Source organism: Streptomyces arenae (assembly GCF_022343545.1).
Lineage (GTDB): Bacteria > Actinomycetota > Actinomycetes > Streptomycetales > Streptomycetaceae > Streptomyces > Streptomyces humi.
In genome coordinates this window covers 1-19,856 of sequence record NZ_JAKQYH010000084.1, presented here as the reverse complement: position 1 = coordinate 19,856, position 19,856 = coordinate 1, and the positions used below count along the sequence as shown (strand labels likewise).

Below are 19,856 nucleotides of genomic sequence, written 5' to 3'. Positions count from 1 at the left end.
CGGCTCCAGCCGCTCGTCCAGCACATACACCTGGGTGTTGGCGATCGGTGAGCCGATGGACAGCGGTGCATCTGTCACCCGGTCGCAGGTGGACCAGATCGTCGTCTCCGTCGGACCGTACATGTTCCACACCTCAGCGCCGCTGTCCAGCAGAGCCCCGGCCAGCCGGGGCGGCAGTGCCTCACCACCGGACAGCACCCGCAAGCCCTCGATACCCGGCCAGCCGTCGCCCAGCAGCATCTGCCACAACGACGGAGTCGCCTGCACCACCGAAGCACCAGACCGGGCCAGTTCGCTTTCCAGCAGACCGGGATCAGCCACTGCATCGCGCGACGTGACAACGACCCGAGCCCCCTGCACCAGCGGCAACCACACCTCCAACCCCGAGATGTCGAAGCCCAGGGTCGTCACCGCCAGCAGAACGTCATCAGCGCTCAGACCCGGCCGCTCCCGCATCGCGGTCAGGAAACCGACCAAGTTCCGCTGCCCGACCAGCACACCCTTCGGCCGACCCGTCGAACCGGACGTATACAGCACATACGCCAACGCATCAGCAGGTACTCCCACCTGCGGTGACGTGGAGGGCTCAACCGAGACAGCCGCCTCGACGGTGACGTCGTCCAGCCACACCGCCGTCCGCACAGGCAGGTGACCTGCCACCGACCGGTGCCCCACCAGCACCGAGCAACCACTGTCCGCCAGCATGAACTCCAGCCGCTCCACAGGGAACTCCGGATCCAACGGCAGATACGCGCCACCGGCCTGCCACACCGCCAGCACCGCCACCACCATGTCCACACCGCGCTCCACACACAACCCCACCAGCGACTCCGCACCCACACCCACCGAGCGCAGATAGTGCGCAAGCCGGTTCGCCCGTGCCATCAACCCGCCATACGTCACCACCACATCACCCGAGACAACCGCCACCGCATCCGCAGCTTCCACCGCCCGCCTGGCGACCAGCTCCCGCACCCCGTCCACCGACGGCACCACAGCAGCCGTGGCGTTCCAGCCTCGCACCACCTGATCCCACTCACCCGACGACAACACCGGCAACTCACCCACACGCCGGCCCGCGTCCCCCGCCACCGCCTCCAACACCGTCACCAGATGACCGGCCAACCGCTCCACCGTCACCGCATCGAACAACGCACTGCTGTACTGAATCTCCGCCGTGAGACCGCCATGGGACTCCGCCAGGGCCAGGACCAGGTCGTACTTCACCGGTAGCGATTCATGGGCACCGTCGGCCGGGCTCGTGCTCGTGCTCGTGCTCGTGCCGACGGTCGGGGCCGCCTCGCCCGGATCCGCTGCTGCGTAGGTGAACAGGACCTGGAAGAGCGGGGTGCGCGAGCGGTCGCGCTCGACCACCAGCTCGTCCACCAACTGCTCGAAAGGCAAGTCCTGGTGCGCGTACGCGCCGAGCGCCGTCTCGCGCACACGGCCGAGAAGTTCGGTGAAGGTCGGATCGCCGGACAGATCCGTCCGCATGACCAACGTGTTCACGAAGAACCCGATCAGGTCCTCCGTCTCGGCCAGGCTGCGGTTCGCCACCGGGGTGCCGACCGCCACGTCCTCCGCTCCGCCGTAGCGGCCGAGCAGCACACTGAAGGCTGCCAGCAACGTCATGGACATCGTCGTGCCGTTCGCCCGCGAGAGCGCACGCAGCGCATCGGCCGTAGGGGTCGGCACGACGAACCTGCGCACCGCACCGTCCGTGGACCGCACAGGCGGACGGGGCCGGTCGGTGGGCAGTTCGAGAACCGGGACATCGGCCAACTGGTCCCGCCAGTAGTTCAGCTGGCTCTCCAGCACGTCACCGGTCAGCCACTGCCGCTGCCAGACCGCGAAGTCCGCGTACTGCACCGGCAGCGCCGGCAACGGGTTCTGCTCCCCGTCCCGGAACCCCTCGTACAGCGCGCGGAGTTCGCGCTGGAGGACGCGGTCCGACAGGTCGTCGGAGACCACGTGGTGTGTCACCAGCACCAGTACGTGGTCGTCCGGGGCAACGCGGAGCAGGACGGCCCGGATCAGGGGTCCGCCGGCCAGGTCGAAGGGGGTGACGGCGTCCGAGGCGGCCAACTGCCGGGCGGCCAGGTCGGGATCGTGGGCCCCGGACACGTCCACCACAGGGAGCGGGAACGCGGAGGGCGGGTCGATCACCTGGTGGGGTACGCCGTCGGCGTCGGTCACCAGCCGGGTGCGCAGCACCTCGTGCCGGGCGACGAGCGCCCCGAGGGCCGCGCCCAGCGCGGAGACGTTGACGGCGTGCCGCCACCGCATGGGCGTGGGGAGGTTGTACTCGACCGAGCCGGGCTCCAACTGGTGCAGGAACCAGAGTCGTTGCTGCGCGAACGACAGCGGCAGCGGGCGGTCGCGGTCCGCCGGTGTGACCGGCGGCAGGACACTCCCCCGGCCTGCGCCGTCGATCACGGCGGCCAGACCGCGGACAGTGGGCTGGTCGAAGAGCGCGGCCAGCGGAATTTCCGCCGCGAACACCTCACGCACCCGCGAGACGATCTGCGTCGCGAGCAGGGAGTGCCCGCCCAGGTCGAAGAAGCCGTCCTGCGCGCCGACCCTGTCGACACCCAGCACCTGAGCCCAGATACCGGCCAACAGTTCCTCCGTCGCGGTCGCCGGGGGCACGTACGCGCCCTCCAGACCGGATCGCAGGCCCTCGGGTTCGGGGAGGGCGGCACGGTCGATCTTCCCGTTCGGGGTCAGCGGCAGCGCCGCCAGTTCGACGAACAGGGACGGCACCATGTACTCCGGCACGACCCCCCGCACCCGGTCGCGAAGCTCGGCCCACGAGGGAACGTCCTCGCCCGGCCGTGACGGCACCACATAGGCCACCAGACGACGCTCCGCGCCCTCACCATGCCCGACGACCACCGCTGCGCCGACTCGCGGATGAGCGGTGAGCGCGCCTTCGATCTCGCCCGGCTCGATACGGAACCCGCGGACCTTGACCTGATGGTCGGACCGGCCCAAGTACTCCAGACGGCCCTCAGAAAGCCAGCGCACACGGTCGCCGGTGCGATACAGCCGGGAGCCGTCGGCGGAGAAGCGGTCGGGAACGTAGCGCTCGGCGGTCAGCGACGGACGGCCCAGATAACCACGGGTCACGCCCGTGCCGCCGATGAACAACTCCCCCGCCACGCCCACAGGGACCGGCTCCAGCCGCTCGTCCAACACATACACCTGGGTGTTGGCGATCGGTGAACCGATGGACAGCGGGCCATCTGTCACCCGGTCGCAGGTGGACCAGATCGTCGTCTCCGTCGGACCGTACATGTTCCACACCTCAGCGCCGCTGTCCAGCAGAGCCCCGGCCAGCCGGGGCGGCAGTGCCTCACCACCGGACAGCACCCGCAGCCCCTCGATGCCCGGCCAGCCGTCGCCCAGCAGCATCTGCCACAACGACGGAGTCGCCTGCACCACCGAAGCACCAGACCGGGCCAGTTCGCTTTCCAGCAGACCGGGATCAGCCACCGACTCATGCGGCGCCACCACCACACGGGCACCGGTCACCAGCGGCAACCACACCTCCAACCCCGAGATGTCGAAGCCCAAGGTCGTCACCGCCAGCAGAACGTCATCAGCGCTCAGACCAGGCCTCTGAACCATCGCGGTCAGGAAACCGACCAAGTTCCGCTGCCCGACCAGCACACCCTTCGGCCGACCCGTCGAACCGGACGTGTACAGCACATACGCCAGCCCATCCGGCCGCACCGGAACATCCGGAGCCGAAGACGGCAACTCGGCGATGGCCACACCCGTGTCGGCGTCGTCCAGCCACACCGCCGTCCGCACAGGCAGGTCACCTGCCACCGACCGGTGCCCCACCAGCACCGTGCAACCACTGTCCGCCAGCATGAACTCCAGCCGCTCCACAGGGAACTCCGGATCCAACGGCAGATACGCGCCACCGGCCTGCCACACCGCCAAAACCGCCACCACCATGTCCACACCACGCTCCACACACAACCCCACCACCGACTCCGCACCCACACCCACCGAGCGCAGATAGTGCGCAAGCCGGTTCGCCCGTGCCATCAACCCGCCATACGTCACCACCACATCACCCGAGACAACCGCCACCGCATCCGCAGCTTCCACCGCCCGCCTGGCGACCAGCTCCCGCACCCCGTCCACCGACGGCACCACAGCAGCCGTGGCGTTCCAGCCGCGCACCACCTGATCCCGCTCACCCGACGACAACACCGGCAACTCACCCACACGCCGGCCCGCGTCCCCCGCCACCGCCTCCAACACCGTCACCAGATGACCGGCCAACCGCTCCACCGTCACCGCATCGAGACGGGCGCGATCGTACGAGAGCTTGATCCTGAGATCCCGGCCGTAGCCGGCGGTGATGTGGAGGGGGTAGTTGACCTGCTCGCGGCCGTAGTTGAAGCCGGCCTGGAGGCCGCTTGCCGCCGATGTCTCCCGGCCTTCGGCGAGAGTGTGGTCCGGGTAGTTCTCGAAGACGAAGAGGGTGTCGAACAAGGGCTGTCCGGGCGGGAGTTCGCTGCTCTCGTTGATCGTGACCAGGGGTGTGTGCTCGTAGGCGCGACCGCGCACCTGCTCGTCCTGCACTGCCGTCAGCCAGTCGACGACGGACCGTTCCCGGTCGACGTGGATGCGGACCGGGGTGGTGTTGATGAGGAGTCCGACCATGTCGTCCATACCGTCGATCTGACCGCCCCGCCCGGAGGACGTGACGCCGAAGACCACGTCGTCCGAGCCCGCGTACAGGGACAGCACCAGGGCCCAGGCACCCTGCACCACCGTGTTGACCGTGAGCCGGTGGCGACGGGCGAACTCCGCCAGGCCGTTCGCCGCGGTCGCGGTCGGCACGGAGACCTCGTGGTCGTCCCGCCCGCGATCGCCGGTGGCTCGCTCGACGCCCAGGGTCGTGGTCTCGGTGATGCCCGCCAGGCGCTCGCGCCAGTACGCGCGTGCCTCGTCCAGGTCCCGGCCGGCCACCCAGGCGGCGAAGCTCCGGAAGGGTGCCCGTGCCGCGAGGCGCGGTTCGGCACCCGTGCGGAGGGCGTTGTAGGCCTCCAGCATCTCGCCCAGGACGATGGGCAGACTCCACCCGTCGAGCAGGAGGTGGTGGTAGCTCCACACCAGCTGGTGCCGGTCCTCGGCCAGTCGGAGCAGTGTCAGTCGGACCAGTGTGGGAGCCGAGAAGTCCGCACCCTGCTGCCAGTCCCCGGTCAGGTGGTCCTCGATCGCCCGCTGCTGGGCGTCCGTCTCCAGGTGCGAGAGGTCATGGAGGCTCAGCGGCAGGGGGACGGACCGGGAGACCACGGCCAGTGGCTCCGGTACGCCGTCCCACACGACCGTGCTGCGGAGCACCTCGTGCCGCGAGAACACCAGCCCGCAGGCTCGCTTCAACGCGTCGAGGTCGAGGTCGCCTTCCAGCAGCAGGCCGTTCTGCACCCAGTACATGCCGGGGTCGGCGGACAGCCGGGTGTGGAAGAGCATGCCCTGTTGCAGGGCGGTCAGCGGGTAGATGTCCTCGACCGCGGTCGGCAGCTGTTCCCCGACGCGGTCGAGGGTGGACTGGTCGAGGTGGGCGAGGGGGAAGTCCGACGGGGTGTGGCCGCCGGCTCCGGGGCGGCAGCAGTAGTCGATCAGGTCGGCGAGGACGTCGAGGTACCGCTGCGCGAGTCGCCGTACCGTCGCCTCCTCGTGCACCTCACCGCCGTACGTCCAGGTCATCTCCAGTCCGCCGTCGGACACACGGCAGTTGACGTCGATGAGATGGGTGCGGTCGCCCTGGGTCGACCAGGGGCGCCCCAGTGATCCGCGTCCGGGCCGGAAGCGCCGTGTGTCCTCGGTCGTCTCCGGGTCGGGGCCTTGGCCGCCGGACTGGCCGAGGTAGTTGAAGCTGACCTCCGCACCGGGGCCGGGCGCGGGGGTCCAGTCGGTCAGGTGGCGCAGGAGGCCGTAGCCCAGGCCCTTGCGGGGCACCGCCCGCAGGTACTCCTTGGTCCGCCGCAGCAGGGCGCCCAAATCACCGTCCGCCAGACCCGAAAGGGCCACCGGATACACGCTGGTGAACCAGCCCACCGTGCGTGACACGTCGACGTCGGCACCCACGTCCTCACGACCGTGCCCCTCGACATCGACCACCACCGACGGGGCGCCGCACCACTCGGTGAGCACCGCGCCCAGCGCGCTCAGCAACACGTCGTTGATCTGCGTGCGGAACGCCTGCGGCACCTCCCGCAGCAACCGCTCCGTGTGTTCCGTGCCGAGGGTGGTCACGACGTCCTGAGTGGCGGCCACGGGGTTGGGCCCGGCTGTGTCGCGGGGCAGGGGCGTCGCCTGTGCCACGGTCCCGCGCCAGTACTCCGCCTCGGCCGTGGTCTCGGGGGAGGCGGCCAGTTCCGCAAGCCGTTGCGCCCACCGTACGAACGACGTCGTCTTCGGCGGCAGAACCACCTGTGCGCCGGCCGCGGCCTGTTCGTACGCCGAGGCCAGGTCTTCGAGCAGGACCGGCCAGGACACCGCGTCGACCACGAGGTGGTGCGCGACCACCAGGACCAGCCGCCCTGCTTCACCGCAGTCGAACAGCACCACCCGGAGCAGCGGACCGTGACGCAGGTCCAGGCTCGCCTGGGCCCGGGTGGCCTGCGTCTCCAGGGACTCGGCGGCTGTGTGGATCACGGACACCACGTCGGCCGGTTCCGCCGTCACGACGCGGCCGGTCCAGGTGCCGTCCCGGCGTTCGAAACGCGACCGAAGGGCGTCGTGCTGTTCCAGCACCGCACGGGCCGCGGTCCGCAGTACATCGGCGTCCACTTCGCCGGCTACCTCCCACACCGCCGACTGGTTGAAGTGCCCGGCCTCGGGCAACTCGCGTGCCAGGAACCACCGTTGGACCGGCGTCAACGGGAACTCGCCGGACACCACGCCCTGGTCGGCGTCGGCGCCGCTCTCGGCCGCCGCCACGGACGCCAGACCGGCCACCGTCTGGTGGTCGAACAGCTGCGCCGCGGTGACGTGCACGCCGTGCTCACGGACGCGGGCGACGACGCGGATGCTGCTGATGGAGTCGCCGCCGAGGTCGAAGAAGTTGTCGTCGACTCCGACACGGTCGACGCCGAGCACCTCCGCCCACGCGTCGGCGACGAAGCGCTCGACGTCGGTGCGGGGCGCGACGTAGGTGCGGGCGGAGTCGGTGCGGGCTCCGTCGGGTGCGGGGAGGGCCGCGCGGTCGATCTTCCCGCTGCGGGTCATCGGCATCCCGGCCATCTCGGTGAAGACCGCCGGGACCATGAACTTGGGCAGGTGGTCGGCGACATGGGCGCGCAGCTCGCCGACGGGCGGCATGCCTTCGGCCATGTCGGCGGGGACCAGGTAGGCGACCAGTTTGCGGTCCGTGCCGCTGCCGTGGGCGGTGACGACCGCCGTCCGGACGCCGGGGTGGCCGGCGAGGACGGTCTCGATCTCTCCGGGTTCGATGCGGAAGCCGCGCACCTTGACCTGGTTGTCGGCGCGGCCGACGAACTCCAGCTGCCCGTCGGGGAGTCGGCGGGCCCGGTCGCCGGAGCGGTACATACGGGAGCCGTCGGCGGCGAACGGGTCGGCGATGAAACGCTCCGCGGTCAGAGCGCCGCGGCCGCCGTAGCCGCGGGTCACTCCGGCGCCGGCGATGTAGAGCTCACCGGCCACGCCGATGGGGGCCGGGTCGAGGCATGCGTCGAGGATGTGGACGCGTTCGTTGAACAGCGGGGTGCCGATCGGCGGGGTGCCGTCGGCCACGACGTCGCCCGCGGTGCTGGCGATGGTGGTCTCGGTGGGGCCGTAGACGTTGAGCAGTCGCAGGCGTTCGCGCCAGAGGGCGGTGAGCCGGGCCTCGACCCGTTCGCCGCCGACCAGGACGGCGGCGAGGTCGGGGAGGCCGTCGGGCGGCAGCACCTCCAGCAGGGAGGGGGTCATGAACGACAGGGTCACCGCGGTGCGCCGCATCAGGGCGGCGAGCCGTTCCGGCGGGGTGCGGTCCTGGCGTTCGGCGACCACCAGGGTCGCGCCGGTGGGCAGCGCCATCACCACCTCCCAGACGGAGGCGTCGAAGCTGAAGGAGGCGAAGCCGAGGACGCGGTCGCCGGGACCGGCGTGCAGCAGCGGCCGCATCGCCTCGGCGAGGGTCGTCACGCCCCGGTGGGGCACGTGGACGCCCTTGGGGCGGCCGGTGGAGCCGGAGGTGTAGATGACGTACGCGAGTTGGTCCGGCAGGACCGTCACGGGCGGTGCGGTCGCGGGGAGGGTGGCGAGGTCGGCCAGGGTGGCCGGGTCGTCCAGCCACAGCACGGTCTCGGGCGCCGCCTGCGCGGCGAGGCCAGCGGCCACCGTCTCGTGCCCGACCAGCACCGACGCGCCGCTGTCGCTCATCATGAACTGGAGTCGTTCGAGAGGGTAGGCGGGGTCCAGCGGCAGATAGCCGGCGCCGGCCTGCCAGGCGGCCAGTGCGGCGACGGCCATGTCCGCGTCGCGGTCGAGGCACAGCGCCACGACGGACTCGTGGCCGACGCCGAGGCTGCGCAGCCGGTGGGCGACGCGGTTCGCCCGCTGGATCAAGGCGCCGTAGGTGAGGGCCCGTTGTCCTGTCACGACGGCCACCGCGTCGGGGGTCACGGCCGCCTGCGCGGCGACGAGTTCATGCAGGCCGCCCGTGGCGGGCAGGTCGACGGCGGTGTCGTTCCACTCGTGGACGAGCAGGTCGCGCTCGGCCGGCGGCAGCAGGCGCACCTCGCCGACGTGCTGGTCGGCGTCGGCGGCGACGGCGTCGAGGACGGCCGTCAGGTGCCCGGTCATCCGCTCGGCGGTCGTCGCGTCGAACAGCGCGGTGCTGAACTGGAGTTCACCGGTGAGGGTGCCGTCGTTGTCCGCCAGGGTCAGGACCAGGTCGGCCTTGACGGGGATGCGCTCCGGGCCCGTGGGCGCGGGGTCCGGTTCCTGGGGGTGTGCCGCGCTGTCGCCGGGCTCGGCGGGCACGTAGCTGAACATGACGTCGTAGAGCGGGGTGCGGGAGCGGTCCCGCTCCGGGACCAGGGCGTCGACGAGGCGGTCGAACGACAGGTCCTGGTGGCCGTAGGCGTCCAGGGCCGTCTGCCGGACCCGGCCGAGGAGTTCGGTGAAGGTGGGGTTGCCGGACAGGTCGGTGCGCAGCACGAGGGTGTTGACGAAGAAGCCGACAAGGTCCTCGGCCTCGGCGAGGGAGCGGTTGGCGACGGGGGTGCCCACGGCGACGTCGTCCGTGTCGCCGTAGCGGGCGAGCAGCACGTCGAACGCGGCCAGGAGGGTCATGAACATGGTGGTGCCGTGGTCGCGGGAGAGCGTCCGCAGGGCCTCTGCGGTGCGGGGGTCCACGGTGAACCGGGTGACGGCGCCCTCCGTCGACCGAACGGGCGGCCGGGGCCGGTCGGTGGGCAGCTCCAGCACCGGGGCCTTGTCCAACTGGCCTGTCCAGTAGTCGAGGTGGCGGTCGAGGACGTCACCGGTGAGCCACTGCCGCTGCCAGACCGCGACGTCGGCGTACTGCACGGGAAGTGGTGGCAGCGGGTCGGGCTCGCCGGCGCGGAACGCCTCGTACAGGGCGGACAGGTCGCGGCGCAGGATCCGGTCCGACCACTCGTCGAAGACGACGTGGTGCAGGGCGAGGGCGAGCAGGTGGTCGTCCGGTGCGAGGCGGAGGAGGGTGGCGCGGACCAGCGGGCCGTGGGCCAGGGCGAAGGGCGTGAGGCCGTCCGCACCGACCGTGTGGTCGGCCTCGCCGTGCGGGTCGGCGCTGCCGGAGACGTCCACCACCGGCAGGGGCACGGGGGCCGGCGGGTCGACGACCTGGTGCGCCACTCCGTCGGCGCCGGCGACCAGGCGGGTGCGCAGCACCTCGTGGCGTGCGACGACCGCGTCCAGGGCCGCGCCGAGGGCGCGCAGGTCGAGGTCTCCGGTGAGGTGGACGCGGGCGGACATGTTGTACTCGGGCGAGCCGGGCTCCAACTGGTCCAGGAACCAGAGGCGTTGCTGCCCGAAGGACAGCGGCAGGGCTTCGTCGCGGCCGACGGGCCGGACCGCGGGCGCGGCCGACAGGCCGGAGCCGTCGATCAGCGCGGCGAGGCCGCGCACGGTCGGCCGGTCGAACAGGGCGGAGAGCGGGATCTCCACGGAGAAGGTCTCCCTGATCCGGGAGACGACCTGGATCGCCAGCAGTGAGTGGCCGCCCAGGGCGAAGAAGCCGTCCTGCGCGCCGACCCGGTCCACGCCGAGGATCCGCGCCCAGACGCCGGCGAGCAGTTCCTCGGTCTCGGTGGCGGGAGCGACGTACGTGCTCGCCTGCCCGGACCGGATCCCCTCGGGCTCGGGCAGCGCGCCGCGGTCGGTCTTGCCGCTCGGCGTCAGCGGCAGGGAGGCCAGCTCGACGAACAGCGACGGAACCATGTACTCCGGGAGCCGCTCGCCCGCGAAGGCGCGCAGTTCCGCGACGGACGGGATGCCCTCGGCGGGGTCGGCCGGGACGAGGTGGGCGACCAGCCGCCGTTCGGTGCCTTCACCGAACGCCGAGACGACCGCCGTACGGACCCCCGGGTGGGCGGCGAGCGCGGTCTCGGCCTCGGCCGGTTCGATGCGGTGGCCGCGGACCTTCAGCTGGTCGTCGGCGCGGCCCAGGAACTCCAGCCGCCCGTCCTCGAGCCACCGGACCCGGTCGCCCGACCGGTACAGCCGGGAGCCGTCCCGGGCGAAAGGGTCGGCCACGAAGCGTTCGGCGGTCAGCGCCGGTCGTCCGCCGTAGCCGCGCGCCACCTGCGGGCCGCCGATGAACAGTTCACCGGCGACACCCACCGGCACCGGCCGCAGGGACGCGTCCAGGACGTGGACCCGGGTGTTGACGATCGGGCCGCCGATGGGCGGAGTGCCGTCGGGTCCGGTGCCGTCGGTGTCGGCGACGGTCGCGCACACCGTGGTCTCGGTCGGCCCGTACGCGTTGAACAGCCGGTGGTGTTCCCGCCAGGCGGCGGCGAGCCGCCCGTCCAGTCGTTCGCCCGCGGTGACGAGGGTGCGGATGCCCGCGAGGTCACCGGGGCGGAGGGCGTCCAGGAGGGACGGCGGTACGGTCGCCACGGTCACCGCGGTCCGGGCGACGAGCGCCGACAGCCGTTCGGGGTCGACACGCTCCGCCGTCCGGGCCACGACCAGGGTCGCGCCCGCCGCCAGCGCCATGACCAGTTCCCACACCGAGGCGTCGAAGCTGAACGGCGCGAACCCGAGCACCGTGTCCTCGGGGCCCGTCCCCAGGGCCGCCCGCTGCGCCGTGGCCAGGCTGACGAGCCCGCGGTGGGACAGGTGGACACCCTTGGGACGGCCGGTGGAGCCGGAGGTGTAGATGACGTACGCGAGCTGGTCCGGCAGGACCGTCACGGGCGGTGCGGTCGCGGGGAGGGTGGCGAGGTCGGCCAGGGTGGCCGGGTCGTCGAGCCACAGCACGGCCTCGGGCGCCGCCTGCGCGGCGAGGCCGGCGGCCACCGTCTCGTGCCCGACCAGCACCGAGGCTCCGCTGTCCGTGAGCATGAACCGCAGCCGCTCGGCCGGGTAGTCCGGGTCCAGCGGCAGGTACGCCGCTCCCGCCTGCCATACCGCCAGCACGGCCACCGCGAGATCGGCGCCGCGTTCCAGGCACAGGGCGACCACGGACTCGGCGCCGACGCCCATCGCCCGCAGCCGGTGCGCCAGCCGGGCCGCGCGCCGCGCCAGCCCGTCGTACGTGAGGACCGTGTCGCCCGCCACGACGCCGACGGCGTCCGGGGTGGACGCCGTGCGTTCGGCGACCAGTTCGTGCGCGCCGGCCGCGCCGGGCAGCGGTGCGGCGGTGTCGTTCCACGCGTGGACGAGCAGGTCGCGCTCGGCCGCCGGCAGCACGGGCAGGTCGCCGACCGTGCCGCCGGTGTCGGTGGCGATCGCTTCGAGGACGGTACCGAGGTGGCCCGCCATCCGGGCGATGGTCCGCTCGTCGAAGTGGGCACGGTCGTAGGACAGCCGTACGACCAGTTCGCGCGCGGAGGACGCGATCACGCCGAGGGGGTAGTTCGACTGGTCCCGCCCGTAGTTGGCGCCGGCCCGCAGCGCGTCGTCCGCCGCGTACCGTGCCTGCCCGCCGCCTTCGACCAGGGCCTGGTCCGGATAGTTCTCGAAGGCGAAGACGGTGGTGAACAGCGCTTCGCCGGGAGGCAGTTGACTCGCCTCGGTGATCGTGACCAGCGGGGTGTGCTCGTACTGCCGGGCGCGGACCTGCTCGTCCTGAAGTCCTGCCAGCCAGTCGGTCACCGGCATGTCCCGGTCGACACGGACCCGGACCGGCGTGGTGTTGATCAGCAGTCCGACCATGTCGTCCATGCCGTCGAGCTGGCCGCCCCGGCCCGAGGACGTCGCGCCGAACACCACGTCGTCGGTGCCCGCGTACAGCGCCATGACGAGCGACCAGGCGCCCTGCACGACGGTGTTCAGCGTCATCCGGTGCCGGCGTGCGAACTCCGCCAGACGGGCCCCGGCGACCGGCGTCGGCAGCGGGACCCGGTGCTCGTCCCGCCCTTGCCGCCCGGTGGCGCGCTCCACGCCGAGCGCCGTGGCCTCGGTGACACCGGCCAGCCGCTCGCGCCAGTACGCCCGGGCCTGCTCCCCGTCCTGACCGGTCACCCATGCCACGAAGTCGCGGAACGGCACGCGCGCCGGAAGCTCCGGCCGGTCTCCCGCGCGCAGGGCGCGGTAGGCCTCCAGCACCTCCGACAGGACGAGGGGCACACTCCACCCGTCGAGCAGCAGGTGGTGGTGGCTCCACACCAGCTGGTGCCGGTCGTCGGCCAGCCGGATCACCGCGATCCGCACCAGTGTCGGCCCCGAGAAGTCGGCCCCCCGCTCCCAGTCGGCCTCCAGGTGCTCGGCGACCGCGTGCCGCTGGGCCTCCCCGTCGAGGTGCGCGAGATCCAGCAGACGCAACGGCAACGGCACGGACCGGGAGACGACGGCCACCGGCTCGGGCAGCCCCTCCCACACGACCTTCGTCCGCAGTACCTCGTGCCGTGAGAAGACCAGCTCCCAGGCTTCCCGCAACGCGTCGAGGTCGAGCTCCCCTTCGAGCAGGAGCCCGTTCTGCGCCCAGTACATGCCTGGCTCGGTGGCCAGGTGCGTGTGGAAGAGCATGCCCTGCTGCACGGCGGTCAGCGGGTGGACGTCCTCGATCTCGGTCGGCAGGTGTTCCTCGATACGGTCGAGGGCGGCCTGGTCGAGTCGGGCCAGCGGGAAGTCCGACGGCGTGCGGCCGCCGACGCCCGGACGGCAGCAGTACGCGATCAGGTCGGCCAGCACCTCGACGTACCGCTGTGCCAACCGCCGTACCGTCGCCTCGTCGTGCACGTCACTGCTGTACGTCCACTCCAGCGCGAGACCGCCGTCGGCGATCTGCCCGTTGACCTCGACGAGGTGGGTACGGGTGCCGTCGCCGGCCCGGGACTCGCCGAGCGACCGCCCCGACGGACGGAAACGCCCCGGCTCGCCGGACTCGGTACGACGGCCGCTCTGGCCGAGGTAGTTGAAGCTGACCTGCGCACCGGGGCCGGGCGTGGGGGTCCAGTCGGTCAGGTGGCGCAGGAGGCCGTAGCCCAGGCCCTTGCGGGGCACCGCCCGCAGGTACTCCTTCGTCCGCCGCAACAGATCGCCCAGGTCACCGTCCGCCACACCCGACAGGGCCACCGGATACACACTGGTGAACCAGCCCACCGTGCGTGACAGGTCGACGTCGGCGCCCACGTCCTCGCGGCCGTGGCCCTCGACATCGACCACCACCGACGGGGCGTCGCACCACTCGGTGAGCACTACGCCGAGCGCGCTCAGCAACACGTCGTTGATCTGCGTGCGGAACGCCTGCGGCACCTCCCGCAGCAACCGCTCGGTCAGGTCGGAGTTCAGGGTCGCGCGCACGTTGCGCACCGAGGCGTTCCGGTTCGGGCCGTCGTGGTCACGCGGCAGCGCGGTGTCCACCGCCTCGGTGCGCCGCCAGTACGCGATCTCCTCGGCCGACTCCGGGGTGCCGGCCAACTCCGTCAGCCGCTCCGCCCAGCGGGTGAAGGACGTCGTCTTGGGCGGCAGGACGATGCCGACACCGCCGGCGGCCTGTTCGTACGCCGAGGAGAGGTCTTCGAGGACTACGGGCCAGGAGACGGCGTCCACGACCAGGTGATGGACGGCGACGAGCAGCAGCCGGCCCTGCTCACCACGCTCGAAGAGCGCCGCACGCAGCAGGGGTCCCTCACCCAGGTCGAGACTCGCCTGCACCTGCGTGGCACGGGCGTCGAGGAACGCCTCGTCCGCCCCGGCCGCGTCGACCGTCGTGAGCAGGTCGGCGGGCTCGGCGGCCACCACGCGGCCGACCCACCGGCCCTCCTCGCGCAGGAAGCGAGAGCGCAGCGCGTCGTGCTGCTCGACCAGGGCGCGCAGGGCGATCCGCAGCAGCTCAGGATCGACCTCATCGGAGACGTCGAGGACCATCGCCTGGTTGAAGTGCCAGGGCTCCGGCTGGCCCGCGTCCAGGAACGCCCTCTGCACGGGTGTCAGCGGGAAGTCCCCCACGACCAGGCCCTGCTCGGCATCGACGGTGCTTTCACTCGTCGCCACCGACGCCAATGCCGCCACCGTCTGGTGGTCGAAGAGCTGGGCCACGGTGACGTGCACCCCGAGTTCGCGGGCCCGGGCCACGACCCGGATGCTGATGATGGAATCACCGCCGACGTCGAAGAAGTTGTCCTCGACACCCACCCGCTCCAACCCGAGCACCTGCGCCCACACCCCGGCCAGCACCCGCTCAGCCTCACTACGCGGCGCCACGTACACACCCGCCGACCCGGCACGCTCACCGTCAGGAGCGGGGAGCGCGGCCCGGTCGAGCTTGCCGTTCGGAGTCAGAGGCAGGGCGGCGAGTTCGGTGAAGACGGACGGGATCATGAAGGCGGGCACGTGGGAAGCCGCGTGGGCACGCAGGTCGGTGACGGGCGGGATGCCTGTGGTCGGGTCCTCGGGGACGAGGTAGGCCACCAGTCGACGGTCGTCCTCGTCACCGAAGGGGAGTACGACGGCGGTACGGACCTGGGCATGTGCGGTGAGGACGGCTTCGATCTCACCGGGTTCGATGCGGAAGCCACGGACCTTGACCTGCTGGTCGACGCGACCGACGAAGTCCAACTGTCCGTCGGGGAGCCAGCGCGCACGGTCACCGGAGCGGTACATACGCGAACCATCGGAGGCGAACGGATCGGGGAGGAAGCGTTCCGCGGTCAGAGCCGGGCGGCCGGCATAGCCACGGGCCACCTGCGGCCCCGCGATGAACACCTCACCCGCCACACCCACAGGGACCGGTTCCAGCCGCTCGTCGAGCACATACAGGCGGGTGTTGGCGACCGGGGAGCCGATGGGAGGAAGGCCGTGGCCGTCGACCTGGCCCGCGGTGACCATGACGGTGGACTCGGTCGGCCCGTAGGTGTTCACCAGCCGCCGGCCCGGCGCCCAGGCCCGCGCGACCTGCTCGGTCAGCCGCTCCGCACCCAGCAGAAGGGTTTCGACACCGGGCACCTGCTGCGGATCCAGCACGCCCAGCAGGGACGGCACGACACTGGCCGCGTTGACACCCTCCGCACCGACCATGGCCGTCAGCCGGTCCGGCTCCGCCCGCTCTTCCGCCGTCGCCACGACGAGCGTGCCGCCACGGACCAACGTCACAGCAAGATCCAGCACCGCCGCGTCGAAACTGAACGAAGCGAACTGCAACACCCGCACACCCGGCTCCGCACCCAGCTCCGGGCCCAACGCGGTCACCATGCCGACGACGCTGCCGTGCGAGACCTGCACGCCCTTGGGACGCCCCGTCGAACCCGACGTATAGATCACATACGCCAACTGGCCGGGTGTTACGAAGATTTCGGGAGCCGTCGACGGCAGATCCCCCGCCAGGGCGAGATCACCCTCACGAAGTACGACCTGTGCCCCGCTGTCCGTGACCATGAACTCCAGCCGCTCCGCCGGATATTCGGGATCCAACGGCAGATACGCACCACCCGCCAGCCACACCCCCAGCACCGCCACCACCATGTCGACACCACGCGGCAGACACAGCCCCACCACCGACTCGGCCCCGACACCCCGGCCCCGCAGCACATGCGCCAGCCGACTCGCCCGCTCCAGCAGCCCACCGTAGGTGAGTGCCTGGCCGCCGGAGACGACGGCCACCGCGTCCGGGCACGCCACGGACCACGCGGCGATCAGCTCCTGCACACCGCCCACGGACGGCAGCGCGGCCGGGGCGCCGTTCCAGCCCCGCACCAGCTGCTCGTGCTCGTCGGCGGAGAGCACGGGCAGCTCCCCCACCCGCCGCTGACCCGCGTCCTCCGCCACCGCGTCCAGCACGGTGACGAGGTGCCTTCCCAACCGCTCCACCGTGTCGGCGTCGAAGCGTGACCGGTCGTACGACAGCTTGATCATGAGGTGCCGGCCGGAACCGGCGGTCAGGCTGAGCGGGTAACTCGCCTGCTGGCGGACGTGGTTGAGGCCGGTCGCCAGACCGTTCGCGGCCGAGAGCTCCCTGCCCTGCGCCAGGGTCTCGTCCGGGTAGTTCTCGAAGACGAAAAGGGTGTCGAACAGGGCCTGTCCGGACGGCACCTCGCTCCAGGCCGTGATCGTCGCGAGCGGTGTGTGCTCGTACCGCCGGGCCCGGACCTGCTCGTCCTGAAGTCCTGCTAGCCAGTCGGCCACCGGTTGGTCCCGGTCGATGCGGATCCGTACCGGCGTGGTGTTGAGCAGCAGACCGACCATGTCGTCCATGCCGTCGATCTGGCCACCCCGCCCTGACGAGGTCGCACCGAAGACCACGTCGTCGGATCCCGCGTGCAGCGCCAGGACCAGCGCCCACGCGCCCTGCACCACGGTGTTCAGGGTGAGCCGGTGGCGACGGGCGAACTCCGCCAGAGCGGCCCCCGCCACCGAATCGGGCAGTTCGAGGTGGACTTCCTCCTGGCCCTGTTCGCCCGTGTTGCGTTCCGCCCCGGGCGATGTGGGCTCGGTGAAGCCGGCCAGCCGTTCGGTCCAGTACCCGCGTGCCTCGTCGAGATCCTGTCCGGCCACCCAGCCCACGAAGTCCCGGAAGGGGGCGCGCGCCGGAAGCTGCGGCCGTTCTCCCGCGCGGAAGGCTTGGTACGCCGCCAGCATCTCGCCCAGGACGATGGGCACACTCCACCCGTCCAGCAGCAGGTGGTGGTAGCTCCAGACGAGTTGGTGACGGTTCTCGGCCAGCCGGAGCAGCGTCAGTCGGACCAGTGTGGGGGCCGAGAAGTCCGCGCCCTGCTGCCAGTCCCCGGCGAGGTGCCGCTCGACCGCCCGCTCCTGGGCGTCCGCCTCCAGATGCGAGAAGTCCAGGACGGTGAGGGGAAGCGCGACGGACCGGGAGACCACGGCCAGCGGCTCCGGTACGCCGTCCCACACGACCGTGCTGCGCAGTACCTCGTGCCGGGAGAACACCAGTTCCCAGGCGTGCCGGAGCGCGTCGAGGTCGAGGTCACCGTCGAGGACGAGTCCGTTCTGCACCCAGTACATGCCGGGGTCGGCGGACAGGTGGGTGTGGAAGAGCATGCCCTGCTGCAACGCCGTCAACGGGTAGACGTCGTCGATCACCGTCGTGACGTGGCGTGTGACGACGTCCACCGCGGTCTGGTCGAGACGGGCCAGTGGGAAGTCCGACGGGGTGTGGCCGCCGACGTCCGGACGGCAGCAGTACGCGATCAGTTCGGTCAGGACCTCGATGTAGCGCTCGGCCAGCCGGCGTACCGTCGCTTGCTCGTGCACCTCACCGCCGTATGTCCAGGTCATCTCCAGTACGCCGTCGGCGACTTGGCAGTTGACCTCGATGAGGTGGGCGCGCTCTCCCTGGGACGACTGGTCCGTTCCGAGTGTCCGTCCGGACGGACGGAGACGCCGTGAGTCTTCGGCTCCCTGCCGGTCGGGGCCGGGTCCGCCGGACTGGCCGAGGTAGTTGAAGCTGACCTGCACACCGGGGCCGGGCGCGGGGGTCCAGTCGGTCAGGTGGCGCAGGAGGCCGTAACCGAGGCCCTTGCGGGGCACCGCCCGCAGGTACTCCTTGGTCCGCCGCAGCAGGGCGCCCAAATCACCGTCCGCCAGACCCGAAAGGGCCACCGGATACACGCTGGTGAACCAGCCCACCGTGCGTGACACGTCGACGTCGGCACCCACGTCCTCACGACCGTGCCCCTCGACATCGACCACCACCGACGGGGCGCCGCACCACTCGGTGAGCACGGCGCCCAGTGCGCTCAGCAGCACGTCGTTGATCTGCGTGCGGAACGCCTGCGGCACCTCCCGCAGCAACCGTTGCGTCCACTCGTCGCCGAGAGTCACGTCCACCCGACGCGCGAGGTCGACCGTGTTCGGACCGTCCAGCTCGCGCGGCACCGCGACCGCGGCCTCCTCCGTCCGCCGCCAGTACGCGGCCTCCTCGGCCAGTTCCGGGGTGCCGGCGAGTTCCGTCAGCCGCTCCGCCCACCGCATGAAGGACGTCGTCTTGGCGGGCAGGACAACCGAGTTACCCCCGGCCGCCTGCTCATACGCCGACGTCAGGTCCTCCAGCAGGACCGGCCAGGACACCGCGTCCACGACCAGGTGATGGACGGCGACGAGCAGCAGCCGGCCCTGCTCACCACGCTCGAAGAGCGCCGCACGCAGCAGGGGTCCCTCACCCAGGTCGAGACCCGCCTGCACCTGCGTGGCACGGGCGTCGAGGAACGCGCCGTCCGCCCCGGCCGCGTCGATCACCGTCAGCAGCTCCGCGGGCTCGGCGGCAACCACGCGGCCGACCCAACGGCCCTCCTCGCGCACAAAGCGAGAGCGCAGGACGTCATGCTGCTCGACCAGGGCCCGCAGAGCCCTCCGCAGCGCCTCCGGATCGAGTTCCCGGACGACTTCCAGCACCGTCGACTGGTTGAAGTGCCACACCTCCGGCAGATCCCGCTCCAGGAACCACCGCTGGATCGGCGTCAGCGGGAACTCGCCGACCACCAGACCCTGTTCGGCATCGGTGCCGTTCTCGGCCGCGGCCACCGACGCCAGGCCCGCGACCGTCTGGTGGTCGAAGAGCTGGGCCACGGTGACGTGCACGCCCAGCTCCCGGGCGCGGGCCACGACCCGGATGCTGCTGATCGAGTCCCCGCCCAGCTCGAAGAAGTTGTCGTCGACACTGACCCGTTCCAGTCCGAGCACCTGCGCCCACACGCCGGCCAGCACCCGCTCCGCGCCGGTGCGCGGGGCCACGTATGTCTCCGCCGACACCGCGCGACCGCCGTCGGGCTCGGGCAGGGCGGCCCGGTCCACCTTGCCGTTCACCGTCAGCGGCAACCCGGCCACTTCCATGAACACCGCCGGCACCATGAACGCGGGCAGGTGTTCCGTGGCGTACGTGCGGAGCTCGGTGGGGGTGGGGATGCCCTCCGCCGGGTCGTCCGGAACCAGATACGCGGCCAGACGACGATCCGCCTCCGCACCGAACGCCCTCACCACCACCGCCCGCACCCCAGGACAACCCTCCAGCACCGACTCGACCTCACCCAACTCGACCCGATACCCACGCACCTTCACCTGACCATCCACACGCCCCAAAAACTCCACCTGACCATCCGCCAACCGACGCACCCGGTCCCCCGACCGATACATCCGCCGACCCCCACCCACGAACGGATCCGCCACAAACCGCTCACCCGTCAACCCCGCACGACCCCCATACCCCCGACCCACCC

Annotated in this window: 1 protein-coding gene; it reads right to left on the bottom strand. The window is 71.5% G+C overall.

Features of this window, described 5'->3' with window-relative positions:
* The coding region (locus MB828_RS38640; RefSeq protein ID WP_430381494.1) for a non-ribosomal peptide synthase/polyketide synthase at positions 1 to 19,791 on the bottom strand (19,791 nt) is incomplete at its 3' end.
* Between the last annotated feature and the right edge of the window lie 65 nt (positions 19,792 to 19,856).